This is a genomic window from Burkholderia sp. Nafp2/4-1b (assembly GCF_003635165.1).
Classification (GTDB): Bacteria; Pseudomonadota; Gammaproteobacteria; order Burkholderiales; family Burkholderiaceae; genus Burkholderia.
In genome coordinates this window covers 105197-125885 of the sequence record NZ_ML058624.1, presented here as the reverse complement: position 1 = coordinate 125885, position 20689 = coordinate 105197, and the positions used below count along the sequence as shown (strand labels likewise).

Sequence of the window (20689 nt, the reverse complement as noted above, 5' to 3'; positions counted from 1 at the left end):
GTCGACGCAGGCGGGAACGCGGCGCCGCTGCAAGCCGTGCGGAAAGACTACGCAACGGCGCGCGGTAGCTCCCCCCCACGCGCGGGGGGCAGGGTTGCGGAGAATCGAAGGGAAGGCCGGGCGATGCGGCGGCCGTCAACGGCCTGGCAAGACCCGTACAGACGTGGGTGGGCGGCGGTCAAACCGGCTGCAACCCGGCCGCAACTTCAGGGCGCGCTTTCAAGCAACCCGAGCACCAGCGCACGACGCACCGCGTGCTTGCGTGAACTGGCGTCGAGCTTGCCGAACAGGTTCTTCAGGTGCCACTTCACGGTTTCCTCGCCGACGGCGAGCGCCACCGCGATCTCCTTGTTCGACAGGTTGCGTGCGAGCAGCTCGAGAATCGCGCGTTCCTTCGGCGTCAGCACGACGCTCGGCACCGCGCGCGGGCTCGCCGAGCTGCGCGGCGCGGGCGGCACGATGCGCGGCTGCGGTTGCGCGGCGCGTGCAACGCCATCGCCCGCGGCCGCCTCGTCGCCGACGCGGCGCGCCCAGTCGGCGACGGCCGGATGCGCGTCGGCGAGCGTGCGCGTCAAGCCGAACATGTCCGCGAGATTCATCGCCTCGTCGAGCCGCGCGCGGCCGCCGTGCGCCGACTGCTCGAGCGCAAATGCGCTGAGCGCCATGATCTCGATGCGCTCGCGTCCCATGCTCATCTCGCGCGCCAGCACGGCCGCCTCGTCGAGTGCCGCGCATGCATCGTCCCAGCGGCGCGCGGCAAGTGCCGCGCCCGCGTGTGCCGTCGCCTGCAGCAGCACCACGGGGCGCCGCCACAGCGGCCCGTGCGACGGAAATTCCGCCGCGGCGATCGCATCGATCCGCTCGACGAGCGCATGGCAGGTCGCCTCGCGATAGCGCGCCGCGTGAATGCGCACCTGTTCGGCGAGACTCGCGACCGACAGGCGCGGCAGCCGGCGCGCGACAGCCATCGCGTCGAGCGCCTCGAGCAGGTCGATCGCGCGATGCTCGACGCCGCGCAGCAGCGCGATGCGCGCGGCCGTCCGATAGCCGAGCAGCACCGTGTCGGGCGTGCCCGCGTGCTCCAGCACGTCGAGCCGGTTCGCGAGCAGCGCGGCGGCCTGGTCGACACGATCGGCCTCGTAAGCGATCGCCGCACACATCGCCGCGAGCATGCAGGTCAGCGGATGGCGGCGCCCGAGGTCGGCCTCGGCACGCGCGAGCGCCGGCGACAACGCGTCGTCGGCGAGCCGGATCTGGCCTTCGCGCAGGTAGCTCAGGCCGGTGATCAGCTCGCCCCAGCGCGCGACGTAGCCGAACCCGGCCGCCGTCTCGCCGCGCGGCGCGGCCTGCTGGAAGCGGCGCGCCTGCGCCGGTTCGCCGACGATGATCGCGCGCGCCGACAGGCGGTTCGCATGCATCTGCGCGAGCCACGTCGCCGCGGGCGGCGTGAAGTCCGCCCACGGTTCGAACAGCGCGACGAAGCGGTCGATTTCGTCGGCGTAATACGCGGCGGCGCTGAGGATCAGCGCGCATTCGTAGCGCATCGCGGCCGGGGTGCCCGCGTCGGCCAGGATCCCGGCGATCTGGCGCTGCGCCTCGACATGGCGCTCGCCGAGCGCCAGCGCCCACGCGACCGCGATCCGCAGCGTCGGACGCTTGTCGAGCTCCGCGTCGGGCAGCAGCGCGAGCCAGTCGAGCACGTCGTTGATGCGGCCCTGCTTGATCGCATCCTCGAGGCAGCGCTGCGCGAGCGCGTACGCGGTATCGAACTGGCCGGCGGCATACGCGTGACGCGCCGCTTCCTCCGTCATCCCGTGCGCGTCGAGCCACGCGGCCGCGCGTGCGTGCAACGTGCCGCGGTCCGTGCCCGGACCCGCCGCCAGACGATCGCGCAGCGTATCGCGCACGAGCGGATGCAGCCGGCACCATTCGGAATCGTCGGACGCAATGAACAGCGGCGTGTCGCGCGCGAGCCGCGCGAGCCGGTCGGCGGCCGCCGCGTCGTCGAGCAGCGCGACGCACAGCGACGGATGCAGGCGGTCAGCGACGCTCGTGCGCGTGAGGAACGCGGTGTCGTCGGCCGACAGGTTCGCGAGCAGCAGTTCGACGAGCCGGTCGCGCGTGCCGTCCATGCGCGCGGCGAGCGCATCGACGGCCTGGCGCGGATCGGCCGAGCGCGCCATCGCCGCCATCGCGAGCTGCAAGCCGAGCGGCCAGCCGTCGACGCGCTCGAACAGCCGCGCGCAGGCGTCGGCGTCGACCTTCTGCGCGAAGCGCGCACCGACCAGTGCGATCGTCTCATCGAGCGTGAAGCGCAGCCAGTCGGGCCCGGCGAGCGTGCATTGCCCGCCGGCGAGCAAGTCGCCGGCCGCTTGATCGAGCCCGCGCCGCGCCGCGACGACCACCCGCAGGTTCTGCGGCGCGTTGTGCAGCACGTAGGTCAGCGCGTCCACGCCGGCGGCCGGCAGCCGCTCCGCGTCGTCGACGATCAGCAGCGCGTCGATCGACAGTTGCGCGACTTCGGCGAGCCACGCGGTCAAGCCTTCCAGCGCACGCGCCGCGCCGCCCGCGATCAGCCGCCCGAAGCCCGGCCGTGCGCAGCCGGTACGCACGGCCTGCACGAGCCCCTGCAGCAGGCGCGGCGCGTCGTCGCGCTCATCGGCGGACAGCCACACGACCGCGCGGCCGAGCGCGAGCGATTCGCGCCGCCATTGCGCGAGCAGCGACGTCTTGCCGTAGCCGGCCGGGGCCTGCACGAGCGTGACGGGCCGGCCGTCGAATGCGGGCGCGGCGAGGCTCAGCCGCGCCCGCGCGAGCAGCTGGGCCGGCACGCGCGGCGCGGTCGTCTTCAGCACGAGTTCGGTGGGGGGCGCGTCGGCGCGATCGGGTGGGTGGGCCATCGGGGCAGCAGTCGGAATCAGGCGGTGCCGTGCGGGCCAGCGTCCGGGGTGGGTGTGGGGGGAAGGATCGGCCGAACCGCGTTCGCGCGTCAATCCCCCCCGCGACGAGTGGGGCCGCGCCGCCGCCCGGTCGATAGCATGGGTTCCGACGCGTGACGAATGCAACCGACACCGGCAACCGACCTCTGTAACCGACGATCCCGACGAGGAGAAGGCCATGAACATCGAATCGACCGGCGCAGCACACCGCGCGCCGCACGCCCGATAAGCGGGGCGGCACGATGTATCGCCATCTGCTCGTGACGGTCGACTGCGTGCCCGGCGGCATCGACGCGATCGGCGCCGCGCTTGAACTGGCGCGGGCGGTCGGCGCGCGGGTCACGTTCGTGCTGGCCGGCACCGCGCCCGACTCGCGTTTATCCGGAGCGCGGATGCCGGCGCACGATGCGAAAGTGGAAGCCGCCGCACGGGCGCAGGGCCTGTCGCATGTGATCGCGGGGGCCGGCCGTCCGGCGGCCGACCATCCGGCGGCCGGCGATCCGGGGGCAGCCTACCCAGCGGCCAGCGACACATCGCCCGGCATGCTCGCCGGCCAGCTCGGCTGCGACCTGATCTGCGTTGCGGCGCTGCCGCACGATGCCGATGCAGCCGCGTGCGCGCAGCGGCGGGTGTTGCTTGCGACGAGCAGCGTGCCGGTGCTCGTGTGTCCGGCGCGGCATGCGGCCGCCGAGCTGCGTGTGATGGCGCGCTGTCTCGACGCGCATCGCCTGCTCGGCGAAACGTTGCAGGCGCTGATGGCAGCAAGCGAAGGCCCGAGCGCTTCAATGCACCGGGCCGCGAACGGCGCCAACAGCACGAACGGCACGCTGACCGCATTGGCCTCGCTGTCGGCCTTGCAGGACGCGCGGTTGCGCACGTCCGTCGAAGCGCGCCTCTTCGCGGCATTGCGCAGGCGCGCGGAGAGCACCGCGGCCGAACTCGACGAGCTCGATCGCCAGCGGCGCCGCGACGCACATGCGCTCGACGCGCTGTTGCGGCTCGCTTCCGACGGATTGCCGTCGGCCGCGTTCGATACCGCGGCCGCCGTCTATGCGCGCGGCGCGTTCGAGCAGATGGGGCGCATCGAAGGCGTGATTTTCCCGGCTGCGCGGCGCTACCTGACCGACGCCGACTGGATCGAACTGGACGCGCCCCAGGCGCGCGGCGCAGCCGCGACGACGCCCGGCGCGCATCCGACTGACTGAATACTACGGAGAACGAGATGGCACATGCAGTGCGATTCCACGAAACCGGCGGCCCCGACGTGCTGCGCTGGGAACCCGTCGAAGTCGGCGACCCGGGCGCCGGACAGGTGCGCGTGCGGCACGAGGCCGTCGGCCTGAATTTCGCCGACACCTATTTCCGCAGCGGCCTGTATCCGGTTCCGCTGCCGGCCGGCATCGGCGTCGAGGCCGCGGGCGTGGTCGAGGCCATCGGCCCCGGCGTGACGAACGTCGCGGTCGGCGACCGCGTGACCTACACCGGCTTCCTGAACACGCTCGGCGCATACAGCACCGAGCGGCTGATCCCGGCCGCGCCGCTCGTGAAACTGCCGGCCGGCATCGCGTGCGACACGGCCGCGGCGATGACGATGCGCGGCCTCACGTCGGCCTATCTGTTGCGCCGCATCCACGATTTCGCGCCCGGCGACACGATCCTGCTGCATGCGGCCGCGGGCGGCGTCGGGCTGATCGTGTCGCAATGGGCGAAGCTGCTCGGGCTGAACGTGATCGGCACGGTATCGAGCGAACACAAGGCCGCGATCGCCCGTGCGCACGGCTGCGACCATACGATCGACTACAGCCGCGACGACGTCGCGAAACGCGTGCGCGAACTGACGAACGGCGCGGGCGTCGACGCCGTGTTCGACAGCGTCGGCAAGGACACCTTCGAGGGCTCGCTCGATTCGCTGAAGCGGCGCGGGCTGATGGTCTGCGTCGGTACCGCATCGGGCCCGATCCCGCCGTTCGACCCGCAGCGCCTCGCGATGAAGGGCTCGCTGTACCTGACGCGCCCGGCGCTGGCCGACTACATTGCCGATCCGGCCGAGAAGAACGACCTGGCCGGCGAGCTGTTCGCGCATGTCGCGGCCGGCCGCATCCGGATCGAGATCAACCAGCGCTATGCGCTGCAGGACGCGGCGCACGCGCACCGCGACCTCGAGTCGCGCAAGACGACCGGCTCGTCGGTATTCATCGTCTGAGGAGACGCGCATGCGAGTCGAACCCCTGACCTGTGCGATCGGCGCCGAGCTGCTGGACGTGAGCCTCGCCGATGCCGTGCACGACGACGGCCTGTTCGCCGAGATCCGCACGCAGTTGCTGCATCATCGCGTGCTGTTCCTGCGTGACCAGGACATCACGCGGGCCGAGCACGTCGCGTTCGCGCGCCGCTTCGGCGAGCTCGAGGATCATCCGGTCGCCGGCAGCGACCCGGAGCACCCCGGGCTCGTGCGGATCTACAAGTCGCCCGACCAGCCGAACGACCGTTACGAGAATGCGTGGCACAGCGACGCGAGCTGGCGCGTGGCGCCGCCGTTCGGCTGCGTGCTGCGCTGTGTCGAGGGGCCGGCCGTCGGCGGCGACACGATGTGGGCGAACATGGTGCTCGCATACGACAACCTGCCGCCGCACGTGAAGCAGCAGATCGACGATTTGCGCGCGCGTCACAGCATCGAGGCGAGCTTCGGCGCGGCGATGCCGATCGACAAGCGTCTCGCGCTGAAGGCGCAGTACCCGGACGCCGAGCATCCGGTCGTGCGCACGCATCCCGATACGGGCGAGAAGGTGCTGTACGTGAATGCGTTCACCACGCATTTCACGAACTTCCACACGCCGGCGCGCGTGCGCGTCGGCCAGGACGCGAACCCCGGTGCCGGCCAGCTGCTGCAGTACCTGATCAGCCAGGCGTATATCCCCGAGTACCAGGTGCGCTGGCGCTGGAAGAAGAACAGCGTCGCGATCTGGGACAACCGCAGCACCCAGCATTACGCGGTGATGGACTATCCGCCGTGCGTGCGCCGGATGGAGCGCGCGGGGATCGTCGGCGACGTGCCGTTCTAAGCGAGCGCCCGCGCACCTCAGCCGAATTTCGACCCAACATAACGCAACGCCCCGGGCCCGCCGCCCGGCGCGACGGGACACGCACGCCCGTACACCACGAACACAACGATTCCCACTGGAGGACGACATGCAATTTTTCGACGATTCGCTGCACCCGGAAAACCAGGACAAGGTGGTCATCACGGTCGCCCCGTACGGCCCCGAATGGATGCCGGCCGATTTTCCGGAAGACATCCCGGTGACGATGGACGAGCACGTGCAGAAGGCCGTCGACTGCTACAACGCGGGCGCGACGGTGCTGCACCTGCACGTGCGCGAACTCGACGGCAAGGGCAGCAAGCGGCTGTCGAAGTTCAACGAATTGCTCGGCCGGCTGCGCGACGCGGTGCCCGACATGATCCTGCAGGTCGGCGGCTCGATCTCGTTCGCGCCCGAAGGCGATGGCGCCGAAGCGAAATGGCTGTCCGACGACACGCGCCACATGCTCGCCGAACTGACGCCGAAGCCCGACCAGGTGACGGTCGCGATCAACACCGTGCAGATGAACATCACCGAGCTGATGAACCGCAACGACATCGCCGGCACGTCGCTGAACGAAGCCGCGCTGTGGGACGCGTATCGCGAGATGACCGTGCCGGCCGGCCCCGGCTGGGTCGACGAGCACCTGCGCCGGCTGCAGGCGGCCGGCATCCAGCCGCATTTCCAGCTTACCGGCATGCACGCGCTGGAAACGCTCGAGCGGATCATCCGTCGCGGCGTCTATCGCGGCCCGCTGAACGTCACGTGGGTCGGCATCGGCGGCGGCTTCGACGGCCCGAATCCGTACAACTTCATGGAATTCGTGCGGCGCTGCCCGGACGGCGCGTGCATCACGCTCGAATCGCTGATGAAGAACGTGCTGCCGATCAACACGGTCGCGATGGCGCTGGGCCTGCATCCGCGCTGCGGAATCGAGGACACGATCATCGACCAGAAGGGCAACCGGATGACGTCGGTGCAGCAGATCGAGCAGTGCGTGCGGATCGCGCGCGAACTCGGCCGCGACATCGCGACCGGCAAGGAAGCGAAGGCGATCTACCGGATCGGCGTGCAGTACGACGGCGTCGACGAGACGCTCGCGCAGCTCGGGATGGCGCCGAACCGCCGGCCGGGCCAGTCGAGCGTGCCGCTGCGCGCGGCCTGACGCGTAGCGCATCCGGGCGGCCCGCGAGCGCCGTCCGCCGATCGATGTGGCGCGGCACCCCTCCTCGCGACGTGCGCGAGGGCAAGCTCCGGGACACGGAGCGGGGGCCGCGCAAGCCGCGCCGGCGCGTTGCCGCCCCGGTGCCGGAGGAGACGCACATGCTGATTCATCATGTCGAGCCGTCGCTTCAGGACGTGACCGCCGCCGGCCGGCGCACGCCGGCCTATGCGTGGCTCGTGTTCGCGCTGACCGTCGGGCTGCTGCTGTCCGACTACATGTCGCGGCAGGTGCTCAATGCCGTGTTTCCGCTGCTCAAGCATGCCTGGGCGCTGTCGGACACGCAGCTCGGCTCGCTGTCCGGCATCGTCGCGCTGCTGGTCGGGCTGCTGACGTTTCCGCTGTCGGTGCTCGCCGACCGCTTCGGGCGCGTGCGCAGCATCGTGCTGATGGCCGCGCTTTGGAGCATCGCGACGCTCGGCTGCGCGCTGTCGACCAACTACGCGGAAATGCTCGTGTCGCGCGGCCTCGTCGGGCTCGGCGAAGCCGCGTACGGCAGTGTCGGCGTCGCGCTGATCCTCAGCATCTTTCCAGCGCGCCTGCGTGCGACGCTGACCGGCGCGTTCATGGCCGGCGGCGCGTTCGGCTCGGTATTCGGGATGGCGCTCGGCGGGCTGGTCGGCGCGCATCTCGGCTGGCGCTGGTCGTTCGGCGTGATGGCCGCGCTCGGGATCGTGCTGCTGGTTGCGTACCGCGGCGTGGTCACCGAACGGCGGCTCGCCGCGTGCCGCATCGAACCGTGCCGGCGCGATGCCGATGCGCCGCGCGACCTGCGCGGCAGCGTGCGCGCGCTGATGTCGGGGCTGTTCGCGTCGCGTTCGGTGATCTGCGCGTATGTCGGCAGCGGGCTGCACCTGTTCGTGCCCGGCGCGCTGTTCGCGTGGCTGCCGAGCTACCTGAACCGCTATTACGCGATGGCGCCGGACCGCGCGGCCGTGCTCGCGGCCGGGTTCGTGCTGCTGTCGGGCGTCGGGATGGTCGGCTGCGGAATCGTCACCGACCGCGTGGGGCATACCGACGGTTCGCGCAAATGGCTGACCGCGATCGCGTATTGCGTGCTGACCGGCGTGTGCCTCGCGATCGCGTTCCGGCTGCCGCCCGGCCCGCTGCAACTTGCGCTGATCTGCGCGGGCATGCTGGTCGGGGCCGGTGCGTCCGGCGCATCGGGCGCGATGGTCGCGAACCTGACGCCGGCCGCGATCCACGCGTCGGCGTTCGCGACGCTCACGCTCGCCAACAACCTGCTCGGCATGGCGCCGGGCCCGCTGCTGACGGGGTGGGTCGCCGATCGCGCCGGCCTCGTCGGCGCACTGCAATGGATTCCCGTCGTGCCGCTGGCAGCCGCCGTGCTGTTCGCGATCGGCTGGGCGAGCTATACGGCCGATTTCGCGCGCGTCGAGCGCGAACGGCGCGCGGCCCGGCTTTCCTGAGTCGAGCCGTACCGAACCGAATTGAACCTGACTTGACGCCCCCGGAGGCTGCATGACCCTGGCGACCGCGCCCACCATCCTGATCGTGCCCGGCTTGCGCGATCACGTCGAAGATCACTGGCAGACGCATCTGCAACGGCGCCTGCCGAACGCGCGCTCCGTCGCGTCGCTCGAAGCCGACAAGCTGAGCCGCGCCGCGCGCGTCGCGGCGCTCGATGCGGCGCTGGCCGCGATCGACGGCCCTGTCATTCTGGTCGCACACAGCGCGGGCGTGATGATCGCCGTGCATTGGGCGCTTCGGGCCACGCGCCCGATCGACGGCGCGTTGCTCGCCGCGCCGGCCGATCTCGATACACCGATGCCCGACGGCTATCCGACGCCCGAGGCGCTCGCCGCGCACGGCTGGACGCCGGTGCCGACCGGGCCGCTGCCGTTTCCGAGCATCGTGGCCGCGAGCCGCAACGATCCGCTCGCGCGCTTCGAACGTGCGCAAGCGCTGGCGGCGGGGTGGGGCAGCCGGCTCGTCGACCTCGGCGAAGTCGGACACCTGAACCCGGCGTCCGGGTATGGCGAGTGGCGTGATGCGGAGCGGTGGATCGGGGAGGTGGCAGTGCTTGGTAATAGCCATTTCGCCTCGGCGGGCTGACGTTCCCCGACTCATTCGGACGCTTCAGCGCTTGTTCGAATGCTATGATTGACGCGAACCAGGCGGCTTGCCTTGCTTGAGAGCAAGTGGCTGATTGCTAACGTTTTTTAAGGTAGAGAACTGTCATGACCCCCAAAAGAAAGACGCTGTACGGGGTTGAACTGAAACCCCGCACGATCATCCGGCCCACCAGGGAAGTCAAGGCATCGACGGAGACCGAGAAAGGCGACGTGCTGCGCGCCGCACGAAAAGTCATTTCCGAGCACCGAGACGTGCTGATCGCACTGAAGGATCGTTGATTTGCTGGACCTCGATTACGTCATCACGATTCATGACGAGATCATCCGGGATCTTGGCGGGCTGAGCGGATTTGCTCATGCCGGTCGGGGCGGTGTCGAGGCCGCCCTGCATCGCGTGGACAATCATGCGCATTACGCAGGCCTCGATGACGTATTCGGCATTGCCGCGACCTATGCAGTTGCCATCGCGCGCGGGCACGTGTTCAACGATGCCAACAAGCGTACCGGTCTCACCTGTGCGTTGACGTATATGGAGCGACAAGGGATTACGATTCCTCGTCGCGCCGACCTCGAAGATCTTATGGTCGATGTGGCGGACGGCACGGTATCCAGCGAGGAACTGGCCGAGTATTTCAGCGCGGTCTGGGAACTCTCCGGACGCCGTTAACGGCACCGAGTCAGCGTTCTCGTATCAGCCGCCGTTGAGCAATCGCTCATCGGCGCGCATTGATGGGCACCTTATTCGGGTGTCCGTCGTCCCTCATGTGCCCTTTGGCAATGCGCTAATGAACCGGTTTCATTCCGCATCGCGTCGACATACGACGTCCTAACACCCCGCCTTTGTCTCATTCCGCCGACCGACCGAGCGCTTGCGTCTGGGGGAGTGGAGCATTCAGGAAGGTTTCTGTTAGGGAAATTCCCGCCCCGCGCCGCTCGGTTTTTTGTTGACCGACATCGTATAACGCCGTCATGATTTCCCGAAAGAAAGGTCCCATCCACCGACCGAAGCGAGGAGACATGAACACAACCACGATCGCGCGGCGCGTCCGCCGGATCGCCCTGGCGCTGGGCTTCACGTTGTCGGCCGCGGCGGCCGTCGCCGCACCCGTATCGCTGAACGTCGTCGACGTCGCGGGCAATCTTCAGCTCACGCAGAAGGCCATCGAGGCGTTCAAGGAGAAGAACCCGAATCTCGTCGCGAACGTCACGTTCACGAACGCACCCGCGCCGCAACTGCCGGGCAAGATCAAGGCGATGCAGGCGGCGGGGCGCTCCGACATCGACCTCGTGCTGACCGGCACCGACGCACTCGCCGCCGGCATCGAGCAGAACCTGTGGCTGAAGCTGCTGCCCGACAACGCGGGCGCGTTCCCCGGCGTGCTCGACAAATACGCGCCCGGCCCGCGCAAGATGCAGGATCTCGCGCAGGGCTTCGGCATCGAAGTGACCTACATGCCGGCCGGTCCGCTGCTGGAATACAACCCGGCCAAGGTCAGCGATCCGCCGAAGACGCCCGACCAGCTGCTCGCATGGTGCAAGGCGCATCCGAACAAGCTGATCTACGCGCGTCCGGCCAACTCGGGCCCCGGCCGCACGTTCCTGATGGGGCTGCCGTACGTGCTCGGCGACAAGAACCCGCAGGACCCGATCAACGGCTGGGACAAGACCTGGGCATTCCTGAAACAGCTCAACGAATGCGTGCCGTACTACCCGGGCGGCACGTCGGCCGTGATGAAGGAGCTCGGCGAAGGCACGCGCGACATGACCGTGACCGTCACCGGCTGGGATATCAACCCGCGCGCGCTCGGCATCGTGCCGGCCGACTTCCGGATCCAGCCGTTCGACAACATGACGTGGGTCAACGACGCGCACTACATGGTGATCCCGAAGGGCGTGCCGAAGGACAAGCTCGACGTGCTGTACAAGCTGATGAACTTCCTGCTCGAACCGGCGCAGCAGGCGATGACCTACGACGACGGCTACTTCTATCCGGGCCCGGCGGTGAAGGGCGTGACGCTCGAGATGGCGCCCGCGCACAGCCAGGAGGCGCTCAGGAAATTTGGCCGCCCCGAGTACGCGAAGCTGCTCGCCGATCGTCCGCACGTACAGCCGCTCAACGCGCAGGCGATGGTCGCCGCGTTCCAGAAGTGGGACCGCGAGATCGGTTCGCAAAAATCGAAATGACGCATGAACCCGCGGGCGCCACGGCGCCCGTGCCGATGGAGTTCGCGTAATGAAGCACAGTTTCGAACGGTTGCGGCTCGACGGCGTGTGCCGCAGCTTCACCAATGCGCAGGGCGCGCAGGTCGCCGCACTGGACGGGCTCGATCTCGACATCCGGCGCGGCGAGTTCATCGCGCTGCTCGGCCCGTCGGGCTGCGGCAAGTCGACCGCGCTGAACTGCATCGCCGGCCTGCAGCCGCTCACGAGCGGCGGAATCTGGCTCGACGACACGCGCATCGACGTGCTGCCGCCCGAGCACCGCGGCTTCGGGATGGTGTTCCAGAACTACGCGCTGTTTCCGCACATGTCGGTGCTCGAGAACGTCGGCTTCGGGCTGAAGATGCGCGGCGTGTCGAGGCAGGAAACGCGGCGGCGCGCGCAGCAGGCGCTCGAACTCGTGCAGCTCGTCGGCCACGAAGGCAAGCTGCCCGGGCAGTTGTCGGGCGGCCAGCAGCAGCGCGTCGCGATCGCGCGCGCGATCGTCATCGAGCCGCCGCTGGTGCTGATGGACGAGCCGCTGTCGAACCTCGACACCAAGCTGCGCATCGAGATGCGCGCCGAGATCCGCCGCATCCACACGCAACTCGAACGCGCGACGATCTACGTGACGCACGACCAGGACGAAGCGCTGTCGATGGCCGACCGGATCGTCGTGATGAAAGAGGGCGTCGTGCAGCAGGTCGCGTCGCCGAAGGACGTGTACACGCGCCCGCACAACCTGCACGTCGCGCGCTTCATGGGCTATCGCAACGTGCTGCCGTTCACGCTCGAAGGGATGGCCGGCGACTACGTGAACGTCGGCGCCGCCGGCGTGCGCATCACCGGCGTGCCGATGGCCGGCTTCGACGGCAAGGACGTGCTGGTCGCGCTGCGCCCCGACGACATCGAGCGCGCGGAAGACGGCGCCGACAACGCATTCGACGCGACCGTCGAAACCGTCGAGTACGGCGGCCGCGATTCGCTGATTCGCGCGAACACGCCGTTCGGCGCGATCTGGGCGCGGGTCGCCGGCGAATTCGCGGAAGGCGAGCGGCTGCGGATGCGCGTGGCGCCCGCGCGCACGCTGGTCTATGCGGGAGACACGCAATGAGCGGCCGGCGCCAGGCGGCGATCGTGGCCGTGTGCCACTCGGAGGCCGCATGAGCACGCTCGCGACCGGCAGCGCGCCGCGCGACGCGAAGGCGTGGCTCGTCACGCCCGCGCTCGCGTTCATCGTCGCGCTGTTCATCTATCCGTTCGCATACGGCCTCGTGCTGTCGTTCCAGCCGATGAACGGCGGCGGCGCGCTCGCGAACTACGTGCAGTTCTTCACCGATACCGCGATGTGGCCGACCGTGCTCGTCACGCTGAAGCTCGCGGTGCCCGCGACGCTGATCAACGTCGGGATTTCGGTGCCCGTCGCGTTCGCGCTGCGCCGCAACTCGCCGTACCAGAAGTTCGTCACGACGCTGCTGGTGATTCCGGTCACGCTCGGCACGGTGCTCGTCGCCGACGGGATGCTCACGTACTTCGGCCCGAACGGCTGGTTCCCGCAAGCGCTGCAGGGGCTGCATCTGTACACCGACGAAGTGCGCCTCACGCACAACTACTGGGGCGTGCTGCTGTCGCTGATCGTGTCGGGCTTTCCGTTCGCGTTCCTGCTGATGCTGTCGTACATCAGCGGCATCGACCCGACGCTCGCGCGTGCCGCGGCCACGCTCGGCGCGAACCCGTGGCAGCAGTTCCGCCAGATCTACCTGCCGCTGCTCGTGCCGGGGCTCACGATGGCCGCGTGCCTGTCGTTCGTGCAGGCGTTCTCGGTGTTTCCGTCGGCCGTGCTGCTCGGCGCGCCGGCCGGGCCGACGCGCGTGATCTCCATCGCGGCCGCCGAAGCCGCGTTCGAGAGCTACGACTATTCGCTCGCGTCGGCGATCGCGATCGTGATGGGCTTCGTGCAGCTGCTGGTGGTCGCGTCGATGCTCGGCGCGCGCCGCTTCTTCTATACCGGTCCGGTCACGGGAGGCAAGGGCTGATGGCGACCGACAATCATGCCGCGCCGGCGTGGCCGCCGAAGCACAGCCCGCCCGGCGCGCGGCCCGTCAACGCGATGAAGCCGCAGAAGATGCGCGGCAATCTCGCCGGCCGCGCGTGGAAGGCGCTCGTGTGGGGGTTGATGGCGTTCTTCCTGCTGAACGTGATGCTGCTGATCGCGACCGTCGCGGTGAACTCGATCGCGACGCGCTGGTTCGGCACGCCGCTGCCGCAGGGCTTCACGCTGCACTGGTATGCGAAGGCGTGGCAAGACTTCCAGCTCGCGAGCGTGCTGTGGGTGACGGTCGAAGTGGTCGGCGCTGTCGTGCTGCTGTCGGTCGCGCTCGGCGTGCCGGCCGCCTATGCGCTCGCGCGCGTGTCGTTTCGCGGCAAGCGCTTCGTGCTGCTGGTGTTCCTGCTGCCGCTGATGGTGCCGCCCGTCACCTACGGGATCCCGATGGCGACCGTGATGTACAAGATCGGGCTCGCGGGCACGCTGTCCGGCGTGATCCTCGCGAACCTCGTGCCGGCGCTGCCGTTCGTGATCCTCGTGATGACGCCGTTCATCGAGCAGATCGACCCGAACCTCGAAGCCGCCGCGCGCATCTTCGGCGCGAACACGTGGCGCTATTTCCGCTACGTGCTGCTGCCGCTGCTGGTGCCCGGCATGCTCGCGGCGGGGCTGCTCGTGCTCGTGCGCACGATCGGCATGTTCGAGCTGACCTTCTTCACCGCTGGCCCGAGCACGCAGACGCTCGTCGTCGCGCTGTATTACGCGGTGTTCTCGACCGGCGTGCGCGCGCCGCAGTCGATCGATGCGATGGCGATGATCTACATGGCCATCACGCTCATCTGGGTCGTGATCGCGCTGCAGTTCGTGAGCCCGACGCAACTCGTCAGCCGCGTGAAGGAGGAGCGACAGTAGGCAGCAAGCCGAATGACGGCGGCAGCGCGATGACGCCGCGGCGCGCCTGCGTGCAACTCGCGTGCAACTCCGGTGCAATTGGTTACAAATGGATACCGCGAATGACGCGCGGACGTTGCAGACTACGCAGCGTACCGGCCGGGCGTTGCGTTCATCATGCGCCGCCGCATGCCGCCCGATGTTCACCGGATTCGCGGAGTTCCATGAAGTTTCCCACGCTGCTGACACTCGGCTGTGCCGCCACGCTACTGGCCGCCTGCAACTTGCTTCACGACGGTCCCGGCTCGAGCGACGTCGACGCCGCGGTGCGCCGCGCGCTCGAAGCGGAAAACCACGGCGGCCTGAACGCGCTGTTCGGCCAGCCGCTGCCCGTGTCGGCCGACGTGGTGTCGGCGAAGCCCGACGGCGACTGCAAAAAGACCGGCGAACGCACCTATGCGTGCAACGTCGTCGTCACGTGGCGCAACAGCGATTACGCGCCGTCGCACGCGAGCCTGACTTTCGTGCAGGCCGCCGACGGCTCGTGGCAGACCTCGGGCGTCGACGCCGCCATCGCGACCGGCGCCGCCAAGTCGCTGATCGACAAGATCGGCAACGCGTGGCCCGGCAGGGCGGCGAGCGGCGCATCGGCGCCGCAGTAAGGCGTCGGCGACTTCCTTGCCGGCGTTCCCGCTGCCGCTGCCGTCGACACGGTGACGCAAACGCGAGTTTCGAGCCCGTGCCGCGCAGGCGCGCTTGCCCCGTGCCATCTCACGCCGGTCTCGCCGCAGCAAATCCACGCGGCCGCGCAGCGTGCTCGGCCGCCGCGCCTGTGACGGCTCCACCGCGCCGGTTCCCGCAATAAAACGATGCATTGACAACCGGATTGAAACGGCTGGCGCGCAATGTTGCGCCGCGGCAGCCGTTGCGCCGCGCCTGCGGCTTGCGGTCGGCAGGGATGCCACCTATATATATGACTAATTGGGTGCCGTACCACGCCCGTGCCGCGGCATGCGGCGACGCGTACCACCCATCACGAGAACCGGGTGCCGACGGGAGAACCCAGCATGGACGAGAGCGTGTCGGTCGCGCGGTTTTGTTCCGATTCCGGGTCGTGTGCTGCATTGTCCGTGCGTGCCCGTAGCGGCCGCACGTGCATCCCGTGCTTCGTTCGCAGCCGGAATACCCGTACGCCCGAGGAATCGCCGCGATCGATGGCGTCAGACCGCGGCGATCACGGCCGCCGGCCAGAGCGATGCACGGGATGGCGGCGCACGCTCGTCATCGTCGCGTGCGTCGCGGCAATCGGTGGCCACCGTGCCGGCGTCGCCGCCGAGCCCGGCGTCACCGACGACGCGATCCGCCTGGGCATGGTCAACGCCCAGTCGGGCGACTCCGCCGGGCTTGGACACGGGCTGCGGGTGGGCGCACAGGCCGTGTTCGACGATGTCAACGCGCGGGGCGGCGTGCATGGCAGGCGGATCGACCTCGTTGTCGCCGACGATCGCTACGAACCCGACCGGACCGTGGACGGCACGCTGGAGATGATCGAGCAGCGCAACGTCCTGGCGTTGTTCGGCTACGTCGGCACGCCGACGACCACCGCGGTGCTACCGATGATCCGGGACACGGGCATTCCGCTCGTCGGCACGTTCAGCGGCGCGATGGCGCTGCGCAGGCCGGTCATTCCGGAGGTGTTCAACATCCGTGCGAGCTACGAGGACGAAACGCGCGCGCTGGTCGACCACTTGATCACACAGGGCCACGCCAGGCGCTTCGCGGTGTTCTACCAGGACGACGGCTTCGGGCTCGCGGTGCTGGCGGGAACGCGGCTCGCGTTGCGGCGCCACGGCCTCGACGTCGTCGCAACGGGTACGTTCCGCCGCGGCACGACAGCGATCGCGACCGGCCTCGCGGCGGTACTCGACGGACACCCGGACGTCGTCATCATGGCCGGCCCCTATACACCGGTCGCCGCGTTCATCCGCACGGCACGCCACGAAGGGCTCGGCGCGCGGCTCGCGGCGGTCTCGTTCGTCGGTACCGACGACCTGCTGCGTCTCGTCGGCAGCGACGGCGACGGCACGTTGATCTCGCAGGTCGTGCCGCTTCCGCAGAACGCGCGCGCCGTGATCCGCGACTGCGTGCGGCTGATCGCGCAGCGCTTTCCGGACGAGCACGTGGGCGTGGTTCACATCGAGGGCTGCCTCGATGCGAAGGTCGTGCTGATCGGCCTCGAGCGGGCCGGGCCGACGCCGTCGCGGGCGACCCTGAAGCACGCGCTCGAATCGCTCCATCAAGTCGATCTGGGCGGCCTTGTCGTCAACCTGGATGCCGACGATCACCAGGCGCTGGGCGACGTGTTCCTCACCGAAATCGCGCACGGCCGTGTCACGGCGCTTGACGCACCGGCCAGATAAAAGACAGGGCGGCCGCCTGCCGGCCATTCCGATCCTGGAGGGCTGCATGGATATCAAGGCGAAGCTCGCCACCAGCACCAGCCTCATGCTGCTGGGCGCGGTGGCGATTTCCGTGACGAGCCTGATCGCGGTGCACGGCATTGCGTCGGGCGTGCGCACGCTGACGACGGAATCGCTCCCGCTCCAGGTGCACAGCAACGAGCTGCAGCGCGCGTATGCGGAACTCGCGGTGGATTTCGGCAGGCTCGAGCGCGCGGCGGACGCGTCGGAGCGCGAACAGGCGTCGTCCGCGATCGAAACGCAATTGCAGCGGATCGCGCGCGTCACGCAGGCCGTGCGCGCGATCGACAGGCAGGGCATCGACGCGCCGTCCGCCGACCTGCGAACGATGCTCGGGTCGATGAACGAGGGCGTCGAAAAACGGTTGCGCGGCAACGCGCAGCTCGTCGCCGAACGCCGGCTGATCGAACGCGTGCATGCGCAAGGCGATGTGCTGCTGGGCGAGATCGGCAAGCAGGTCGAGCGGCTGGACAGCGATGCGGATGCCGCCGTGAGCGGCGCGCTCGACGCCCATACCGTCTACAACCGGACGATTCATGCGCTCGACGAGGTTCGCATGAACGTCAAGGACATCATCGCCACGGCCGGCCGCGTCGACGTCGCGCCGAACCGCTACCGGCTCGCGCCGCTGCGCGAGCGCATGCAGGCGTCCGTCGACGGCGCGCGCAACGCGCTTGCGATTGCCGCGCCGCATCTCGATGCCGCCGCGGCCAAGGGCGTGACGGACGCGCTCGCTCGTGTGTCCGCCGACGTCCTCGACGGCAACGACGGTCTTGTCGCGCTGCGCGCCGGCATGTTCGCGCAGCCGTCCATCGCGCCGCGCTACCGTGCGCAGGCGGAGCGGACCCTGCACGCGCTTGATGCGCTGGACGGGAAGCTTGCCGAGATCGCCGATCCGTTCGCGTTGCGCATCGTCGACGCACGGCAGCGCCTCGACGATGCGATCGCATTCCGGCAGCGGGCCGCGCGGATTGCGGCGCTGTCGGCGGTCGTGCACGGCGACATCGATGCCGTGGCGTTCCACCTGCGCATGGTCGCGCAAAGCGAAAGCCCCGACCGTGCCCAGCGCGGCGACGACGAATTGCGGAAGAATATCGCGACGCTGCACGCCTCCGCGAACGCACTGCGCGATGCACTCGTCGCGGCGGGGCCGGCCGCCGCGACCCACGCAGCCGCTGTCGCCGCGCTCGCAACCGAGTTGCGCGATGCCGCGCACCGGATCTTCGCGGTGAAGGCGAACATGCTGTCCAACGATATCGCCATGCAGAGCATCGTCGCGGATGTCGACACGACGGCCAATCGCCTCGCCGCCTACACCGAACAGGAGGCCGTGCGGGTCGACCTGCAGCAGCGCGGCATCGTGTCGGACGTGTATCGCGCGGTGGCAAGCGCGTTCCTGATGATCGTCGGCGCGGCGTTCGTGCTCGCGATCGGCGGCTTCATGGTCAGCCATCGCCTCGGCACGTCGATCGCGCAGCCGCTGTCGGCGCTCACGCGCACGATGGCGCGCATTCGCAACGGCAGCGACCTGTCGCTGCGCATGTCGCATCGGGGCAACGACGAAGTCGCGGCGCTGATCGCCGGCTTCAACGTGATGCTCGACGAGATCGAGCGCCGCGACATCGACCTGCAGGCAGCGATCGCGACGGCCGAAGCCGCGAATTCGGCGAAATCCGAGTTTCTCGCCCGGATGAGCCACGAGATCCGCACGCCGATGAACGGCGTGCTCGGCATGACCGAACTGCTGCAGCGCACGCGACTGACGTCGAAGCAGCGCAAGTTCGTCGACACCGTGTATCGCTCGGGCCAGACGCTGCTCGTCATCATCGACGACATTCTCGACTTCTCGAAGATCGAGGCGGGCAAGCTGACGCTCGAGCGGATCGATTTCAACCTGCATCAACTGCTCGACGACGTCGTCGCGCTGATGGAGGCCAACGCACAACGCAAGGAACTCGCGCTGGTTTACAACCGCGCCGACTCCGTGCCCGAATGGATGCGCGGCGACCCGGTCCGGCTGCGGCAGATCCTGACGAATCTGCTCGGCAACGCGATCAAGTTCACCGAACACGGGCACGTCGAATTGAAGGCAACGTATGCGGATGACGGTCGCATCGTGTTCGCGATCGCCGACAGCGGAATCGGCATCCCGCCCGACGTATCCGCGCAGTTGTTCCGGCCGTTCCAGCAGGCCGACAGCTCGACTGCGCGCAAGTACGGCGGAACGGGGCTCGGGCTCGTGATTTCCCGCCAGCTGGCCGAAATGATGGGCGGCACGCTCACGCTCGAATCGACGCCCGGCAAGGGCTCGGTGTTTACCGTGACGACGCGGTTCGAGCCGGCGTCCGGGGTGGTCGGCGTCGCGGCGGCGGCCCGGCCGTCGCTCGCCGGACTGAAGGTGCTGATCGTGGACGACAGCGAGACCGATCGCAGCGTACTGCTCGAACACGCGATCGAATGGCAACTGTGCGTCGCCACGGCGATTGGCGGCGACGACGCGCTCGCACAGTTGCGGGCCGCCGTCGCCGACCACGCACCGTTCGACCTCGCGATCGTCGACGTGCGGATGCCGGGGATGGACGGCATCTCGCTCGTGCAGCACATCCGCCACGATCCGTCGCTGCGTGCGCTCAGGATCATCACCCTGACCGCGTTCGAAATGATGGACAGCGTGCAGGTCGCGCGCGAGCTGGACATCGCCGCGCGGCTGACGAAACCGCTGCACGGTGCCGATCTTCATGCGGCGATCGCGTCGGCGATGCATGTGATGCCGCCGGCCGCCCCGGGTGCCGACAGCCTCGATGGCGCGACGCCGGCCGACGACCGTCCGCTCGATGGGATCGCCGCGCGGGTGCTGCTTGTCGAGGACAACGCGGTCAACCAGCAGATCGCGCTGGCGATGCTGGAGGACACCGATTACGAGGTCGCGGTGGCCGACGACGGCGAACAGGCACTGGAACGGCTCGCGCGCGATGCATTCGAAGTGGTGCTGATGGACTGCCAGATGCCGCGGCTGGACGGTTTCGAGGCGACGCGGCGGCTGCGCCAGCGCGAAACCGAAGCCGGTTCGCCGCGCGTGCCGGTCATCGCGTTGACGGCCAACGCGCTGAGCGGCGACCGCGAGCGCTGTCTGGCCGCCGGCATGGATGACTACCTCGCGAAGCCGTTCCGCCGCGACGTGCTGCTACAGGCGCTCGCGCGCCATGTTCGCGGCAACGCGTGCGCGCCGTCCGCCGGTCGCGACGAAGCGGCGAGCCAACGCGAAATCGAAACGACTCCCGATGCAGGCGAGGTGATGGACGCGACTCCGGACGACGACGCGGACGTGATCGACCAAAAGGCGCTCGATGCGTTGCGCGCGCTCCAGCGGCCCGGCCGCCCCGACGTGCTGACCCGGGTCATCGATCAGTTCACGCTCGATGCACCGCGCCTGATCCGCGACCTGCACGCGGCCGTCGACGCGGGCGACGCCGATGCGCTGAAACTCGCGGCCCATACGCTGAAATCGAGCAGCGCGAACGTGGGCGCGCACCTGCTGTCGGCCCGTTGCCGCGAAATCGAGCGGCTCGCGCGGGCCGGCGACGTGAGTACGGCGGAGCCGCTCGTCGCCGGCACGGACGCGGCCTTCGGGCACGCGCAGGCGGCGCTGCTCGCGGAGCGGGTCGACGGTTGAGGTTTGAACATTCGCCGGCCGATCGCCTCGACAAGCGACCGGCGGCGCACACAGGAGGACAG

The 20689-nt window shown here is 69.1% G+C and carries 16 protein-coding genes; 15 read left to right on the top strand and 1 reads right to left on the bottom strand.

The annotated features are described in order from the left end of the window. Positions 1 to 206: 206 nt before the first annotated feature. Positions 207 to 2900: a LuxR C-terminal-related transcriptional regulator gene (locus C7H84_RS30510; RefSeq protein WP_121862286.1), complete on the bottom strand. Its 2694-nt coding sequence runs from the start codon at positions 2898 to 2900 to the stop codon at positions 207 to 209. Between the two features lie 281 nt (positions 2901 to 3181). Here C7H84_RS30510 and C7H84_RS30505 point away from each other — a divergent pair, with 281 nt between their 5' ends. The 15 genes from C7H84_RS30505 to C7H84_RS30440 all read left to right on the top strand — a co-directional run bounded on the left by C7H84_RS30505 (position 3182) and on the right by C7H84_RS30440 (position 20627). Beyond that, positions 3182 to 4144, top strand: a complete 963-nt coding sequence (locus tag C7H84_RS30505) for a hemerythrin domain-containing protein (protein WP_121862285.1) — start codon at positions 3182 to 3184, stop codon at positions 4142 to 4144. Between the two features lie 17 nt (positions 4145 to 4161). Continuing rightward, complete coding sequence (locus C7H84_RS30500; RefSeq protein ID WP_121862284.1) at positions 4162 to 5142, top strand: quinone oxidoreductase; 981 nt, start codon at positions 4162 to 4164, stop codon at positions 5140 to 5142. Positions 5143 to 5152: 10 nt separating this feature from the next. Beyond that, positions 5153 to 6001 carry a TauD/TfdA family dioxygenase gene (locus C7H84_RS30495; RefSeq protein ID WP_121862283.1) on the top strand — a complete coding sequence of 283 codons (849 nt, stop codon included), beginning with the start codon at positions 5153 to 5155 and terminating at the stop codon, positions 5999 to 6001. 127 nt (positions 6002 to 6128) lie between these two features. Further along, a complete protein-coding gene (locus C7H84_RS30490) occupies positions 6129 to 7184 on the top strand; it encodes a 3-keto-5-aminohexanoate cleavage protein (protein WP_121862282.1) in 1056 nt (351 codons plus the stop codon). Between the two features lie 158 nt (positions 7185 to 7342). Further along, on the top strand, positions 7343 to 8671 hold the full coding sequence (locus C7H84_RS30485) for an MFS transporter (RefSeq protein WP_121862281.1): 1329 nt from the start codon (positions 7343 to 7345) through the stop codon (positions 8669 to 8671). A gap of 52 nt (positions 8672 to 8723) precedes the next feature. Then, the gene (locus C7H84_RS30480) at positions 8724 to 9317 is read left to right on the top strand and encodes an alpha/beta fold hydrolase (protein ID WP_121862280.1); all 594 of its coding nucleotides are present in this window, start codon (positions 8724 to 8726) and stop codon (positions 9315 to 9317) included. A 125-nt stretch (positions 9318 to 9442) separates the two neighbouring features. Continuing rightward, entirely contained in the window at positions 9443 to 9616 is a 174-nt protein-coding gene (locus C7H84_RS36655) for a hypothetical protein (RefSeq protein WP_162999420.1), read from the top strand. Between the two features lies 1 nt (position 9617). Further along, a complete protein-coding gene (locus tag C7H84_RS30475) occupies positions 9618 to 10004 on the top strand; it encodes a type II toxin-antitoxin system death-on-curing family toxin (protein ID WP_121862279.1) in 387 nt (128 codons plus the stop codon). 350 nt (positions 10005 to 10354) lie between these two features. After that, complete coding sequence (locus tag C7H84_RS30470; RefSeq protein WP_121862278.1) at positions 10355 to 11521, top strand: extracellular solute-binding protein; 1167 nt, start codon at positions 10355 to 10357, stop codon at positions 11519 to 11521. A gap of 49 nt (positions 11522 to 11570) precedes the next feature. After that, a complete protein-coding gene (locus tag C7H84_RS30465; RefSeq protein ID WP_121862277.1) occupies positions 11571 to 12650 on the top strand; it encodes an ABC transporter ATP-binding protein in 1080 nt (359 codons plus the stop codon). Positions 12651 to 12699: 49 nt separating this feature from the next. Beyond that, positions 12700 to 13572, top strand: a complete 873-nt coding sequence (locus C7H84_RS30460; protein WP_121862276.1) for a sugar ABC transporter permease — start codon at positions 12700 to 12702, stop codon at positions 13570 to 13572. Then, entirely contained in the window at positions 13572 to 14495 is a 924-nt protein-coding gene (locus C7H84_RS30455; protein WP_121862275.1) for an ABC transporter permease, read from the top strand. Before C7H84_RS30460 ends, C7H84_RS30455 begins: the two co-directional genes overlap by 1 nt. Before the next feature lie 203 nt (positions 14496 to 14698). After that, positions 14699 to 15136: a hypothetical protein gene (locus C7H84_RS30450; protein WP_121862274.1), complete on the top strand. Its 438-nt coding sequence runs from the start codon at positions 14699 to 14701 to the stop codon at positions 15134 to 15136. A gap of 552 nt (positions 15137 to 15688) precedes the next feature. Then, on the top strand, positions 15689 to 16894 hold the full coding sequence (locus C7H84_RS30445; protein ID WP_121862273.1) for an ABC transporter substrate-binding protein: 1206 nt from the start codon (positions 15689 to 15691) through the stop codon (positions 16892 to 16894). A gap of 46 nt (positions 16895 to 16940) precedes the next feature. Beyond that, positions 16941 to 20627 (top strand): hybrid sensor histidine kinase/response regulator, encoded by a 3687-nt coding sequence (locus tag C7H84_RS30440; protein ID WP_121862272.1) that lies wholly within the window; start codon positions 16941 to 16943, stop codon positions 20625 to 20627. Positions 20628 to 20689 lie beyond the last annotated feature (62 nt).